This window comes from Frateuria sp. (assembly GCF_035695185.1).
Taxonomy (GTDB): Bacteria; Pseudomonadota; Gammaproteobacteria; order Xanthomonadales; family Rhodanobacteraceae; genus Frateuria_A.
In genome coordinates this window covers 1-13680 of sequence record NZ_DASSES010000155.1, presented here as the reverse complement: position 1 = coordinate 13680, position 13680 = coordinate 1, and the positions used below count along the sequence as shown (strand labels likewise).

13 protein-coding genes and 1 pseudogene are annotated in these 13680 nt (G+C 69.0%); 5 read left to right on the top strand and 9 right to left on the bottom strand.

Annotation, left to right across the window (positions count from 1 at the left end):
* The 3 genes from tssC to VFH59_RS12660 form a co-directional block, all read right to left on the bottom strand.
* Positions 1 to 1206, bottom strand: a 1206-nt coding sequence (gene tssC / locus VFH59_RS12670) for a type VI secretion system contractile sheath large subunit (protein ID WP_325165266.1), incomplete at its 3' end; no start/stop codon positions are given.
* Between the two features lie 4 nt (positions 1207 to 1210).
* Positions 1211 to 1717 (bottom strand): type VI secretion system contractile sheath small subunit, encoded by a 507-nt coding sequence (gene tssB, locus VFH59_RS12665; protein ID WP_325165265.1) that lies wholly within the window; start codon positions 1715 to 1717, stop codon positions 1211 to 1213.
* A gap of 307 nt (positions 1718 to 2024) precedes the next feature.
* The gene (locus tag VFH59_RS12660) at positions 2025 to 2585 is read right to left on the bottom strand and encodes an ECF-type sigma factor (RefSeq protein WP_325165264.1); all 561 of its coding nucleotides are present in this window, start codon (positions 2583 to 2585) and stop codon (positions 2025 to 2027) included.
* Positions 2586 to 2754: 169 nt separating this feature from the next.
* On the opposite strand from VFH59_RS12660, the gene VFH59_RS12655 reads away from it, so the two are divergent.
* The 5 genes from VFH59_RS12655 to VFH59_RS12635 all read left to right on the top strand — a co-directional run bounded on the left by VFH59_RS12655 (position 2755) and on the right by VFH59_RS12635 (position 6793).
* Complete coding sequence (locus VFH59_RS12655) at positions 2755 to 3789, top strand: amidohydrolase family protein (RefSeq protein WP_325165263.1); 1035 nt, start codon at positions 2755 to 2757, stop codon at positions 3787 to 3789.
* Entirely contained in the window at positions 3786 to 4298 is a 513-nt protein-coding gene (locus VFH59_RS12650) for a hypothetical protein (RefSeq protein WP_325165262.1), read from the top strand. The genes VFH59_RS12655 and VFH59_RS12650 overlap by 4 nt, the downstream gene beginning before the upstream one ends.
* A 10-nt stretch (positions 4299 to 4308) precedes the next feature.
* Complete coding sequence (gene kynU / locus VFH59_RS12645; RefSeq protein ID WP_325165261.1) at positions 4309 to 5583, top strand: kynureninase; 1275 nt, start codon at positions 4309 to 4311, stop codon at positions 5581 to 5583.
* A gap of 1 nt (position 5584) precedes the next feature.
* On the top strand, positions 5585 to 6202 hold the full coding sequence (locus tag VFH59_RS12640; RefSeq protein ID WP_325165260.1) for a class I SAM-dependent methyltransferase: 618 nt from the start codon (positions 5585 to 5587) through the stop codon (positions 6200 to 6202).
* 90 nt (positions 6203 to 6292) lie between these two features.
* Positions 6293 to 6793: a pyridoxamine 5'-phosphate oxidase family protein gene (locus VFH59_RS12635; RefSeq protein WP_325165259.1), complete on the top strand. Its 501-nt coding sequence runs from the start codon at positions 6293 to 6295 to the stop codon at positions 6791 to 6793.
* A 62-nt stretch (positions 6794 to 6855) separates the two neighbouring features.
* On the opposite strand, the gene argH is transcribed toward VFH59_RS12635, so the two are convergent.
* From argH to VFH59_RS12605, 6 genes and pseudogenes are all read right to left on the bottom strand, one after another.
* On the bottom strand, positions 6856 to 8145 hold the full coding sequence (gene argH / locus VFH59_RS12630; protein WP_325165258.1) for an argininosuccinate lyase: 1290 nt from the start codon (positions 8143 to 8145) through the stop codon (positions 6856 to 6858).
* Positions 8142 to 9494 (bottom strand): proline--tRNA ligase, encoded by a 1353-nt coding sequence (gene proS, locus VFH59_RS12625; protein ID WP_325165257.1) that lies wholly within the window; start codon positions 9492 to 9494, stop codon positions 8142 to 8144. The genes argH and proS overlap by 4 nt, the downstream gene beginning before the upstream one ends.
* 49 nt (positions 9495 to 9543) lie before the next feature.
* Entirely contained in the window at positions 9544 to 10509 is a 966-nt protein-coding gene (argC, locus tag VFH59_RS12620) for an N-acetyl-gamma-glutamyl-phosphate reductase (RefSeq protein WP_325165256.1), read from the bottom strand.
* Between the two features lie 17 nt (positions 10510 to 10526).
* Positions 10527 to 11819: an acetylglutamate kinase gene (locus VFH59_RS12615; protein WP_414655890.1), complete on the bottom strand. Its 1293-nt coding sequence runs from the start codon at positions 11817 to 11819 to the stop codon at positions 10527 to 10529.
* A 37-nt stretch (positions 11820 to 11856) separates the two neighbouring features.
* Positions 11857 to 13047: an acetylornithine deacetylase gene (locus VFH59_RS12610; protein ID WP_325165254.1), complete on the bottom strand. Its 1191-nt coding sequence runs from the start codon at positions 13045 to 13047 to the stop codon at positions 11857 to 11859.
* 142 nt (positions 13048 to 13189) lie between these two features.
* Positions 13190 to 13680: pseudogene (locus VFH59_RS12605) on the bottom strand (argininosuccinate synthase); the annotation flags it as partial.

Sequence of the window (13680 nt, the reverse complement as noted above, 5' to 3'; positions counted from 1 at the left end):
GTAATGCGCGAAGCGGCAGCAGGCGAACATGTACGGCAGGCGGCAGCTCAGCGCGGCGTTGGCGGTGGCGTCCGGGTCGTCGTACTCCTCCGGCTTGGCCAGCGACTGGGCGCTGATGAAGGCGGCCATGTCCGAGTTCTTCCGGTGCACCAGCGGCATCAAGCCCATCTTGTCCAGCTCCGCCGAGCGGCGGTCGGTGATGGCGATCTCGGTCGGGCACTTCATGTCCACGCCGCCGTCGTCGGTCGGGAAGGCATGCACCGGCAGGCCCTCGACCGCGCCGCCGGATTCGATGCCGCGGATGCGCGAGCACCACCCGTAAGCCTTGAACGAGCGGTTGATGTTCACCGCCATCGCGTAGGCGGCGTTCTGCCAGGTGTACTTGGAGGAATCGGCACCGGCGGTGTCTTCCTCGAAGTCGAACTCCTCCACCGGGTTGGTGGCGGCGCCGTAGGGCAGGCGCGAGAGCGTGCGCGGCATCGCCAGACCCAGGTACTTGGCGTCGTCCGACTCACGCAGCGAGCGCCAGGCGGCGTAGTCGGGCGTGGAGAAGATCTTGGCCAGGTCGCGCGGGTTGGACAGCTCGTTCCAGCTCTCCATGCCCATCAGGCTGGAGTTGGCCGCGGCCAGGAACGGCGCGTGCGCGGCCGCCGCCACCTGGGCGATGCCGCCCAGCAGCTCGACGTCCGGCGGGCTGTGGTCGAAGTAGTAGTCGCCGACCAGGCAGCCGTACGGCTCGCCGCCGAGCTGGCCGTATTCTTCCTCGTACATCTTCTTGAAGATCGGGCTCTGGTCCCAGGCGGTGCCCTTGTAGCGCTTGAGCGTCTTGCCCAGCTCCTTCTTGGAGATGTTCATGACGCGGATCTTCAGGAGCTGGTCGGTCTCGGTGTTGTTGACCAGGTAGTGCAGGCCGCGCCAGGCGCTTTCCAGCTTCTGGAAATCGGCGTGGTGCATGATCTGGTTGATCTGCTCGCTGAGCTTGCGGTCGATCTCGGCGATGTAGGCATTGATGGTCTGGGCGACGTCGTCGGAGACGATGTCGGACTTGCCCAGAACCTGCTCGGCCAGCGTGCGGACGGCCGACTCGACCTCTTCCTTTGCGCGCTCGCTCTTGGGCTTGAATTCCTTGCTCAGCAGCGCGGCGAAATCGCCGGCTTCGAGGGTTTCGGTGGCTTGGCCGCGTTCTGCCAGGGTCTCGGTGGACATGTGCTTACTCCCCGTCGCTCGGCTTGGCGGCCGAGACCAGCGACTGCAGCAGGGCCGGGTCGTTGATCGCCTGGGCGATCAGCTTCTCCGCGCCGGCCTTGCCGTCCATGTAGGTATTGAGGTTGGCCAGCTGGGTGCGCGCCTCCAGCAGCTTGGCGACCGGGGCGACCTTGCGCGCCACGGCGGCGGGCGAGAAGTCGTCCATGCTCTCGAAGGTGATGTCGACGCTGAGGTTGCCCTCGCCGGTCAGCGTGTTGGGCACCGCGAAGGACACGCGTGGCTTCATCGACTGCAGGCGGCTGTCGAAGTTGTCGACGTCGATCTCCAGCGCCTTGCGATCCTCGATCGGGGGGAGTTCGGCGTTGTTGGCGCCGGACAGGTCCGACATCACGCCCATCACGAAGGGCACCTGCACCTTCTTCTGCGCGCCGTAGACCTCGACGTCGTACTCGATCTGCACCCGCGGCGCGCGGTTGCGCGCGATGAACTTCTGACTGCTTTGCTTGGCCATTGCGGCTGTCTCCTGGGACGTGAGGTCTTCCGGTTGGAACGCGACGCCTTGGGGGCACGCCGGCGATCCGTGTCGCGGCGCAGGCGCGCGCACGTCCCTGCAGCGCGTCGACCGGTACGGGAGCGCGGAACGGCATGCGCTCCGTGCTCGAGCCGGGTCCGACTGGCGTGGCAAAGGGCGGGCTGAACGCCTTCCCACTGTTCTAGTGCGTGGCGGCCTTCACGGATCGGCCACGCAGATGAACCGCGTATTCAGCAAACGTTCACGATAAGACGACGGATTTGCGCCCGGGCGAAACCCGGGGAACTCAGGCCTGCAACTCGCGCTGCAGCCACGCACGCGCCAGGCGCCACTCGCGTTGCACGGTGGTGGCGGAAATGCCCAGGGCGGCGGCGATCTGTTCGGCGCTGAGGCCGACGAAGAACCGCATCGAAACGATGCTTGCCTGGCGGGGGTCGATCTGTTCCAGCGCGTCCAGCGCATCGAGCAGGGCGACGTAGTCGACCTCGGGCATGAGCGATCCGGAAATTTCCGACAGCTCGATGCGGTCGCAGTCCTGCGGGCGCTTGGCCGCCTGGCGGCGCCGGGCCGAATCGACCAGCACCTCGCGCATGGCCCGCGCGGCCACGCCGAGCAGATGTCCGCGGCTTTCCCAGTGCGGCGGGCAGTTGCCGCCGAACACCTTCAGGTAGGCCTCGTTGACCAGTGCGGTGGCACTCAGGGTGCGCTCGCTGGTGTTGCGGCGCAGCTGCGCCCCGGCCAGCCGGTGCAGGGCCGCGTACATCTGGCGCAGTGCTTCCTCCAGCGCGGCGGTATCGCCCGCCTGCGCCGAATGCAGCAGTCGCGTCACGTCGACACTGGTGTTCACGGCTCTGGGTCCCTTCCCGCCCGATGGCCGCGGACCGGCGGCGCCGGTCCCGGATCGCGGCCGGATGCGGCCGCGGGAAAAGTATAGGCCAAAGGCCCGCCCACGACAGGAATCCTCCAGCGTTTTCGCACTACGGGGTGGCGGGAACCGCCCTGCTAGACTCGGCCGCATGCTCAAGATCGACACCCACGCCCACATCCTGCCGCGCGACTGGCCCAATCTTGCCGCCAAGTACGGGAACGACCGCTTCCCGGTCATGACCCACACCGACGGCCGGCACCGCATCTACAAGGACGGCAGGTTTTTCCGCGAGGTGTGGGATTCGGCGTTCGATCCGCAGACCCGCATCGACGACTACGCCCGATTCGGCGTGGACGTGCAGGTGATCTCCACCGTGCCGGTGCTGTTTTCCTACTGGGCGCCCGGCTACCAGGCCCTGGAGCTGCACCGCCACCTCAACGACCACATGGCGCAGATGTGCCACGACTTCCCGCGTCACTACGCGGGCATCGGCACGGTGCCGTTGCAGGCGCCCGAGCTGGCGGTTCGCGAGCTGGAGCGCTGCATCGACGAACTGGGGCTGCAGGGCGTGCAGATCGGCTCGCACTGCAACGACTGGAACCTGGACGCGCCGGAGCTGTTCCCGTTCTTCGAGGCGGCCGCCGACCTTGGCGCCGCCGTGCTTGTGCACCCGTGGGACATGATGGGCACCGACACCATGCCCAAGTACTGGATGCCCTGGCTGGTCGGCATGCCGGCCGAGCAGTCGCGCGCCGGTTGCTGCCTGGCTTTCGGCGGCGTGCTGGAGCGGCTGCCGAAGCTGCGCATCATGCTGGCCCACGGCGGCGGCAGCTTCCCCTGGTCGATCGGGCGCATCGAGCACGGCTTCCGCATGCGCCCGGACCTGGTCGCCACCGACAACCCGCGCAACCCGCGCGAGTACCTCAAGCGCCTGTACTTCGACTCCTGCGTGCACGATGAGCGGGCGCTGCGGTATCTCCTGGATGTGACCGGCGTCGATCGCGTGATGCTGGGCACCGACTATCCTTTCCCGCTGGGCGAACAGGAGCCCGGCAGCGGCATCGAGGCCCTGGGACTCGGTGAGGCGGACCGTGCCCGACTGTTCCACGGCACGGCCTTGGAATGGCTGGGCCTGCCCTTGCAGCGATTCGTCCACCAGGCACCACTTCCGGAGCGCTCATGAACCTCTCCCGCAGCTTCTTACTGGCCGGCGCCCTGCTGCTGGCCGGCACCGCCTGTGCCACCGACGTCAGCATGGCTGGCGGCGAGGTCACCTTCAGCACGCCGGACAACTGGGTCGCCATCATGGAAACCCAGGGCATGCCCGAGATGCGCGTTTTCCAGGTACCCGACCCATCGCCCACCGCCCGCGACAACCTCGCCTCGGTCACGGTGGAAGTCGAGCCGGTCGGCGACCTGGCCGCGTTCGACCAGTACGTGGCCAACGCCACGCGCAAGGCCAAGGCGCTGGATGGCTACAAGGCCATGGGCCACCCGGACGGCCCCAACAGCCAGTCCTACGGGGCCCAGGAGCACGGCACCGCCTACCGCTACGACGAGCGCTATTGGTTCCGGAACGACCATGCGATCCGCCTGCGCTGTGCGCGACCGGCGCGCAGCGAGGCCGGCACCGCCTGGGGAGCCGCGTTCGACAAGGGCTGCGACGCGGTCGCGGCCGACCTGGCACGATGAGGCTGGAAGGATGACGCACTACCAGGCCTCCGCCGCATGGGCGGCCGCCGCCGATGATGCCGACCCGTTGTGCGGGTTCCGCGACCAGTTCCTGATCCCGCCGCACGAAGGCCGCGACTCGAATTACTTCTGTGGCAATTCGCTCGGCCTGCAGCCGCGCGCGGTGCGTGAAGCGGTCGCGGCGGAGCTGGACTACTGGGGCGAGCTGGGCGTCGAAGGCCACTTCAAGGGCCGCCTGCCCTGGATGGACTACCACGAATTCGTGCGCGACGACCTGGCCGCCGTGGTCGGTGCGCAGCCGTCCGAAGTGGTCGCGATGAACACGCTGGGTGTGAACCTGCACCTGATGATGGTGAGTTTCTACCGGCCCACACCCGGGCGCCACGCCATCCTGATCGAGGCCGGCGCCTTCCCCACCGACCGCTATGCGGTCGAATCGCAGATCCGTTTCCACGGCTACGATCCGGCCACCGCACTGATCGAGCTGGAGGCGGACGAGCCCAACGGAACGATTTCCGAGGCCGCCTTCGAGCGGGCGTTGGCCGAGCACGGTCCGCGCACCGCCCTGGTGATGCTGCCGGGCGTGCAGTACCGCACCGGCCAGGCGTTCGATCTGAAGACCATCGCGCGTCTCGCGCACGCGCAGGGCTGCCAGGTCGGCTTCGACCTGGCACACGCCGTCGGCAACCTGCCGCTGGCGCTGCACGACAGCGACGCCGACTTCGCCATCTGGTGCAGCTACAAGTACCTGAACGCCGGACCGGGCGCGGTGGGTGGCGCCTTCGTCCATGCGCGCCATGCGCGGGAGGCACTGCCACGCTTCGCCGGCTGGTGGGGGCACGACAAGACCACCCGCTTCCAGATGGGGCCGCAATTCGTGCCCACGCCCGGCGCGGACGGCTGGCAGCTGTCCAACCCGCCGATCCTGGCACTGGTGCCGCTGCGCGTATCGCTTGAACTGTTCCGTCGCGCCGGCATGGCGCACTTGCGCGAAAAATCGCTCGCGCTCACCGGGTATCTCGAATGGCTGGTCCGCACGCAGTTGCCCGACGTGCTGGAAATCGTCACCCCCGCCGACCCGGCGCGGCGCGGCGCGCAGCTGTCGATCCGCGTGCTCGGTGGCCGCGCCCGCGGCCGCGCGCTGTTCGAGTACCTGATGGCCCACGGCATCATCGGCGATTGGCGCGAGCCGGACGTCATCCGCATCTCGCCCGCTCCGCTCTACAACCGCCATGCCGACTGCCTGGCCTTCGCCGAGGCGGTAAGGCGGTGGGCCAGTCGCTGACATGTCGGGCGACCGGGCCCACTGGGATGAGGTCTACCGCCGTCGCCCGAGCCAGGCACTGAGCTGGTACCGCCCGCATCTGGACGTGTCGCTGGCGCTGCTGCGTGAAGCCGGCCTGGAGGCTTCCTCGCGCCTGCTCGACGTGGGTGGTGGCGCCTCCACGCTGGTAGACGACCTGCTCGGCCAGGGTCTGCGCGACATCACCGTGCTGGATCTCTCGCAAAGGGCGCTCGAGGTCGCACGCGAGCGGCTGGGCGCCCGCGGCACGACCGTGCGCTGGTGGGCCACCGACCTGCTGGACGCCGACCTCGCGCCGGCGGCCTTCGACCTGTGGCACGATCGCGCGGTGCTGCATTTCCTCACCACGCCGACGGAAACCACGCGCTATGCCGCGCAGGCCGCCCGCGCCGTGCGGCCGGGTGGCCATGCCGTGGTCGGCGGCTTCGCCCCGGAGGGGCCGGAACGCTGCAGTGGCCTGCCGGTCGCGCGGCGCTCGGCCGGCGACGTCGCCGCCCTGCTCGCGCCGGCCTTCCGCCTGGTGGGCCAACGCGACGAGCACCACACCAGCCCCGCCGGCACCACCCAGGCGTTCGCCTACGCGTTGCTCGAGCGCTGCTGACACCGGGCTCGTTCGGACATCCATCGGACTTCATCGTGGCTTGATCGCCGACTGGCCAAGCTTGGGTTCTTCCGCCGCCCGGAGACCGCCATGAAAAACGATGCCCCGCACGACGACGCCGACCTGCGCAAGCTCGGCGAGCTCATCGACGACATCGAGGTGGCCATGATGACCACGCTGGCCCAGGACGGCTCGCTGGTCAGCCGCCCGCTGCAGACGCTCAAGCTGACGGCCGACGGTGAGCTGGTGTTCTTCACCGCCGCCGACAGCGCCAAGGTCGACCAGCTGACCGACGACCTGGACGTCAACCTCGCCTATGCCAACCAGGACGACAAGTGCTACGTCTCCGTGCGCGGCCGGGCGCGCATCAACCGCGACCAGGCGCTGATCGAGGAACTGTGGTCGCCTGCGCAGAACGTGTTCTTCTCCGGCAAGGACGACCCCAATCTCACCGTCCTTCGCGTACGCGTACGCGACGCGATGTACTGGCAGTCCTCGGGCAACTTCGTCGAGCGCGCGCTGGATTTTGCCCGCGGCATGTGGAGCGAACAGCCGCGCGACCTGGGTCACCAGGGCCACCTGCACGGCTGACCCACAGGGCCCGGCGTCAGGCTACTGGTGCCGCCCCCGGTTGCCGACCGCCCGGCGCAGCGTCACAGGGCCTCGAAGCGTGCGCGCAGCAGATCCAGCCGCAGGTCACCAGCGGCTCCCGGGGACGTCCGCTCCGCCAGGCTGCGTTCGGGCGAACGCCCTTCCCCTGCCGTCGCCGTGGCCGCGGCCGCGGCACGGTAGGCGTCGCGGAACGGTACGCCGGCCGCCGCCTGCTCGATGGCCAGGTCGGTGGCGTACATCGCCGGCTCGATCGCCGCACGCATGGCCGGCTCGTTCCAGCGCATGCGGGCGAGCAGGTCGGGCACCAGCTCCAGGGCGGCCAGGCCGTGGGTCATGCCGTGGAAGATCGAGCCCTTGGAGAACTGCAGGTCGCGCTGGTAGCCGCTAGGCAGCGACAGCAGTTGCTCGATCTCGCAGCGCGCCGCCGCGACGGTGGCGTAGCTGGCACGCAGCAGCTCCACCACGTCCGGGTTGCGCTTGTTCGGCATGATCGAGCTGCCGGTGGTGTATTCCGGCGGCAGGCTGACGAAGCCGAATTCCGCGGTGGTGAACAGCGACAGGTCCCAGGCCAGGCGGCGCAGGTCCAGCAGCGCGCTGGCCAGCGCTTCCAGTGCAGCCAGTTCGAACTTGCCGCGCGAGAGCTGCGCATAGATCGGCGAGAGCTGCATGCGCGCGAAGCCCAGCGCCGCGGTGGTGTGCTCGCGATCGAGCGGCAGGTTCACGCCGTAACCCGCGGCCGTGCCCAGCGGGTTGGCGTCGATCCAGGCGAGGGTCTGGCGCGCGCGCAGGGCGTTGTCGATGAAGCCCTCGGCGAAGCCGGCGAACCACATGGCGGTGGAGGACACCACGGCGCGCTGCAGGTGGGTGTAGCCCGGCAACGGCAACGCCGGCTGTGCGGCGCGCTCCAGGCAGGTGCCGGCAATGGCGCGGCAGTGCGCCGCCAGCGCGTCGAGCTTCTCCTTCAGCCACAGCCGCGTCGCCACCAGGACCTGGTCGTTGCGGCTGCGCCCGGTGTGCACGCGCCGGCCGGCATCGCCCAGTCGCTCGGTGAGCCGGGCCTCGATCGCCGAATGGCCGTCCTCGTAGCATTCGTCCAGCACGAAGGCGCCCGAGCGGAAATCCTCCGCCAGCGTGTCGAGCTCCCGCGCGAGCGCCGCAGCCTCGTCGACCGTGACCACGCCGATGCGCGCAAGGCCCCCCACGTGGGCCTTGCTGGCGGTGATGTCATGCAGGAAGAACTCGCGATCGAGCAACACGTCGTTGCCGGCGAGGAACCGCATGATTCGGGCGTCGATCTCGACGCCGGCTTTCTGCCACAGGAGATCGCTCATGCCTGGTCGTCCGGATGGGAGTAGGAAAGGGATTGGCGAAGGAAGGCGACAGCGTCCGTGGGCGCCATCTCGAGGCGCTCGCCGCTGGCGCGCCGCTTGAGCTCGACTGTTCCGCCTTCCAGCCCGCGTGGCCCGACCAGCACCTGCCAGGGCAAGCCGATCAGGTCCATGCGGGCGAACTTGGCGCCCGGCCGCTCGTCGGTGTCGTCGAGCAGCACACTGAGGCCGGCCGAGCGCAGGCTGGCGTAGAGCGACTCGCACGCTGCATCGACGCGGGCATCGCCGTGCTTCAGATGCAGAAGGCCAACCTGGAACGGCGCGACGGCGTCCGGCCAGATAATGCCCTGTCCGTCATGGCTGGCCTCGATGATCGCGCCGACCAGCCGCGACACGCCGACGCCGTAGCAGCCACCATGAGTGGGCTGCTCGACGCCGTCGGCGCCGCGCACCACGGCCCTCATCGGAACCGAGTACTTGGTTCCGAAATAGAAGATCTGGCCGACCTCGATACCGCGTGCAAGCAGCTGGCGCTCCGGCGGTACCTCACGTTCGAAGCGGTCGGCCTCGTGCACGTCCTCGGTGGCCGCGTAGGGCGCGGTCCATGCCTCGACCAGCGGCGTCAGGTCGCCGCCGAAGTCCACCTCGGCGCCGGGCACCGGCAGCTCCAGCACGGCGCGGTCGCAGAACACCGCCGACTCGCCGGTCTGCGCCAGCACCAGGAACTCGTGCGAGAGGTCGCCGCCGATCGGCCCGGTTTCCGCGCGCATGGGAATCGCCTTGATGCCCATGCGGTCGAACATGCGCAGGTAGGCCACGAACATGCGCTGGTAGGAGCGGCGCGCGGCGGCTTCGTCCAGGTCGAACGAATAGGCGTCCTTCATCAGGAACTCGCGCCCGCGCATGACACCGAAGCGCGGCCGCTGCTCGTCGCGGAACTTCCACTGGAACTGGTAGAGGTTGAGCGGCAGGCTGCGCCAGGAGCTGACGTAGCTGCGGAAGATCTCGGTGACCATTTCCTCGTTGGTCGGCCCGTACAGCAGTTCGCGGTCGTGGCGATCGCGGATGCGCAGCATTTCCGGGCCGTACGCGTCGTAGCGGCCGCTCTCGCGCCACAGGTCGGCCAGTTGCAGCGTGGGCATCAGCAGTTCGACCGCGCCGGCGCGGTCCATCTCCTCGCGCACGATGCGCTCGATGTTCTTCAGCACGCGCAGGCCCAGCGGCAGCCAGGCGTAGATGCCGGCGGCCTCCTGCCGGATCAGGCCGGCGCGCAGCATCAGGCGGTGCGAGGCGATCTGGGCCTCGGCGGGATTTTCCTTGAGCGTGGGAAGCAGGTAACGGGTCAGGCGCATGGAGGTTTCTCGGTAGCGGACGGGAGCGCGACGGCAATGCGACCTCGCCTCACGGTCGCTCCGCTTGCGCCACCGGAATGCCCGTCAGTTCGTCCTGCCCCAGCGCGCGGTTGATGTTCTGCATGGCCTGGGTGGCCGCACCCTTGAGCAAGTTGTCCAGCGTGGCGACCACCACTACCCGGCGCCCGTCCGCCGCCATGGCGAAGCCGCCGATCTCCGCATGGTGCTTGCCGGCGATGCGGCTCACCCAGGGCGCCTCGTCCAGCACATGCACCAGCGGCTCGCCGTCGTAGGCATGGCGGAAACGCGCCATGATGTCGTCGCGCTTCATCGGACGGGCAAGGTAGAGGTTGCAGGTGACGGTCAACCCGCGGAAATGCGGCGCGACGTGCGGCATGAACTCCACCGGCACGCCCAGGTGCGCCGAGGTCTCGCGCTCGTGCATGTGGCCGGTGAGCGAGTACGGCATCAGGTTGTCGCGCAGCTTTTCCGGATCGTTCTTGTCCGAGGGCGTGGTGCCCGCTCCCGAGTAACCCGATACGCCGAAGCACACGGGCGGGGCCGCCAGCAGGTCCTTCAGCGGCGCGACCGCCAGCTGGATCGCGGTGGCGTAGCAGCCAGGGTTGCTGATCCGCCGCTGGCCGCGCCAGTAGTCGCGGGTCAGTTCGGGCAGGCCGTAGTACCAGCGCCCGTCGAACCGGTAGTCCGCCGATAGATCCACGATCAGCGGGTCGGCACCGGCCTTGTCGAAGGCCTCCACGCACACGCCCGCCTTGCCGTTGGGCAGGGCCAGGATCACCACGTCGGCGCCCAGCGCCGGCAGGTCCTCGTGCGCGGGGGCGCTGTAGCGCAGGTCGCCGGTGTACTCGGGCACGTGGGCGTCCACGCGCTGGCCGTCCAGTTCGCGCGAGGAGACGTACGCCAGCGCCAGCGCCGGATGCCGCGCGATCAGGCGGATCAGCTCGGCGCCGGTGTGGCCGCGCGCGCCGACGATGCCTACGGTCTTCTTGTCCATCTGAGCCTCTCCCGGCCTCACGCTGCGTTGTTCTTCAGGGGCGCCGCATCGACCAGCGTCGGCACCCGCTGCGCGCAGTGGGCCACGCAGCGCTCGATCTGCCGGAAATCGTCGATGCCGTACCAGTACACCTTCCAGCGCGGTTGCTTGAGCGAGCCGTCGCATTCGGCGTCGTAGAACGGATTGATGGTGTTGCCGTGGCGCGAGCGCCAGAACAGCCGCGGGTTGGCCTCGCGCATCACCAGCCACACCGCGCGCCCCAGGCCTTCGCCCTGCGCCTCGTCGAGCACGGCGAACTTGTCGAGGTAGGCCATGCCCTCCTCCTGGGTCAGGATCATCGCCGCGCGGTAGTTCTCGCTGACGTAGACGCGCCAGGGCCGTGTGCGCTCGAAGTAATCCGGCACCAACGCGCGACCGAAGCTCGATTCGATCAGCCCGCGCATGCGCGCCTGGTCCACCCCCACCCACGAATCGAAGGTGAGCACCTTCTCGCCGCGCCGCACCAGTGTGCCCGAACCCTTGTGGGTGAACAGTTCCTTGGCCAGTTCGGCCGGTCGCGTGATCGACACCGACGAAGTGAGCGGCAGGTCGGCCAGCAGGTCGGCGATCTGCTCGATCTTGAGCCGCATGCCGCCGTCGATCCACGGCTGCGCCATCAGGTGGTCGTATTCGGTGGAGAGGTTGATCGAGTCGATCACCTGGCCCTGCGCGTCGAGCAGGCCGCCGGTGCCGGTGAGGAACACGATCTTGTACGGCTGCAGCACGCGCACCAGCTCGTTGGCGGCGATGTCGGCGTTGATGTTGAGCAGCTGGCCCTCGGACGTCTCGCCCAGGCTGGCAATGACCGGAATCGCGTTGGCGCGCAATGCCGCCTCGATCGGCGCCAGCTCGATGCCGGTGGTCCTGCCGACCATGCCCAGCGTTTCGCGGTCCAGGTAGTCGGACATGAACACGCCCGAGGCCACCGACACGGCACGCGTGTCCATCGCGTGCAGTGCGTCGACCAGGCGCAGGTTCTGCTGCTGGAACACCCGACGCACCACGCCCATCGCCTGCGGCGTGGTCACGCGCAGGCCGCCGACCGTCTGCTTCGGGATGCCGGCCGCGGCCAGTTCCTGGTCCAGTTGCGGACCGGCGCCATGCAGCACGATCGGCGTCAGGCCCACCTGCTGCAGGAAGGTCAGCGAGGAAGCGAGCGCCGGCAGGTCGTCGCGCAGCACGGCGCCGCCGACCTTCACCACGGCGAAGCGCTTGGCGTCCACCTGCGAGAAACGCTTGAGGTACTGCTGGATTTCCTTGGCGCTGCCCATGCTTTCGAGCAGGCGCACGATGGTCTTGCGCGTGTGCTTATGCGTTTCCACGGCTCACGATCCGGTAAAGGTTGTCTGCGTACTGCTGCAACTGGTCGAGCGCGACCCATTCGTCGGCGCTGTGCGCCTGGGCAATGTCGCCCGGGCCGTAGACGAAGGCGGTGTAGCCGGCGGCGGAGAACAGGGCCGCCTCGGTCCAGAAATCCACGGCGTTGCCGACCGGGATTTCCAGCTCGTCCGCCAGGTCGCGCGCCACGAGGCGCCGCGCCTCGGCGCCCGCGGTGTCGCCCGCCGGCAGCGAACTGCCGCGGAAGGTTTCCTCGAAGTGCACCGGTGGCACGCTGCCCAGAGCGGCGAAACGCTCGAGCAACAGGTCAGGCTCCATGGTCGGCAATGGCCGGAAGCCGAAGCGCACCTCGGCGGCCGGCGCGATGACGTTGGCCTTGATGCCCCCTTCCACGCGGCCGATGTTGAAGCGCAGGCCGGTCAGCCCGCCGAAGCGCTCGTGCGATTGCGCCGCGACGAAGTCGAGTGCCGCCGCGCCCCAGCGCATGGCCTGGTGCAGGGCGCTGTCGGCCGGCTTCTGCTCGCCCGAGGCGTGGCCGGCCTGGCCCGCGAAGCGCATCAGTACCGACTGGATGCCCCGGTGCGCCAGCACGGCTTCGCCCCGGGTAGGCTCGGCCACGATGACCGCCTCGTAGTGCGCCCAGCCCCCCTCTCCCACCGGGAGCGGGGCTGGGGATGAGGGTTGGGCCAAGGCGGGTTCGCCCGCCCCCTCTCCCGCAGAGCGAGGGGGAAAGGCCTTGAGGAAGCCGGCGACGCAGCGCGCGTCGTTGGCTTCCTCGTCAGTGGAGAACAGCAGCGCCAGCGGGCCGTCGGTCGCCTGCGCCACCGCCAGCAGCGCCGCGGCCGCGCCCTTGATGTCGCAGGCACCCAGGCCGATCGCGCGAGCCCCCTCGATCCGGAGCTCATGCGGGTCGGCGCTCCATGCGGGCGAGTCGGGCACGGTGTCCAGGTGCACGTTGAACAGCAGCCGAGGCTGGCCACGCACGGCATGCAAGGTCACGGCGCCGGCACCGTAGTCGGTCACCGTCACGTCGAAGTCCGGCAACTGCGCGCGCAGGTAGTCGAAGATGCCGCCGGTGCCGATGGCGCGTGGCGGATTGCGCGTGTCGAAGGCGACCAGCGCGCGGAGGTGTTCCAGCGTGGCATCCAGCAAGGCACTCATCGCACGCTCCGGCAAGCGAAAGCCCCTCTCCCGCCGGGAGAGGGGTTGGGGTGAGAGTTCGGGCGGAGCGCGGCTTCCAGCCACGCCCGGACCCTCACCCCCGGCCGCTCTCCCGGAGCGAGAGGGGAGACAAGCGCAACGCTCATGCCTTCGCGCTCCGGTTCACTTCGGCCCACAGCGTCGAGCTCATGCCGAACAGCTTGATGAAGCCTTCGGCCTCCTCCACGCCCCAGTCGGCCGACTGCGCGTAGGTGGCACCCTTGGCGTTGAGGATCTGCGGCGACTCCACCGCCACCGCCTCGACCGTGCCGCCGTGGGTCTGCAGCGTCACGACGCCATTGACGGTGGCCTGGCTGGACGCGAGGAAGGCTTCCAGGTCGGTCTTCAGCGGATCGTGGAAGAAGCCCTCGTAGACCACCTCCACCCATTTGCGCGCGACCTCCGGCTTGAAGCGGTTCTGCTGCTTGGAAAGCACCGCTTCCTCGAGGGCACGGTGTGCGGCGAGGAGCGCGACGAGGCCAGGCGCCTCGAACACGATGCGGCCCTTCAGCCCGATCGTGGTGTCGCCGGTGTAAATGCCGCGTCCCACGCCATAGCGGGCGAACAGCGCGTTGAGCTTCGCGAGCAGCTGAT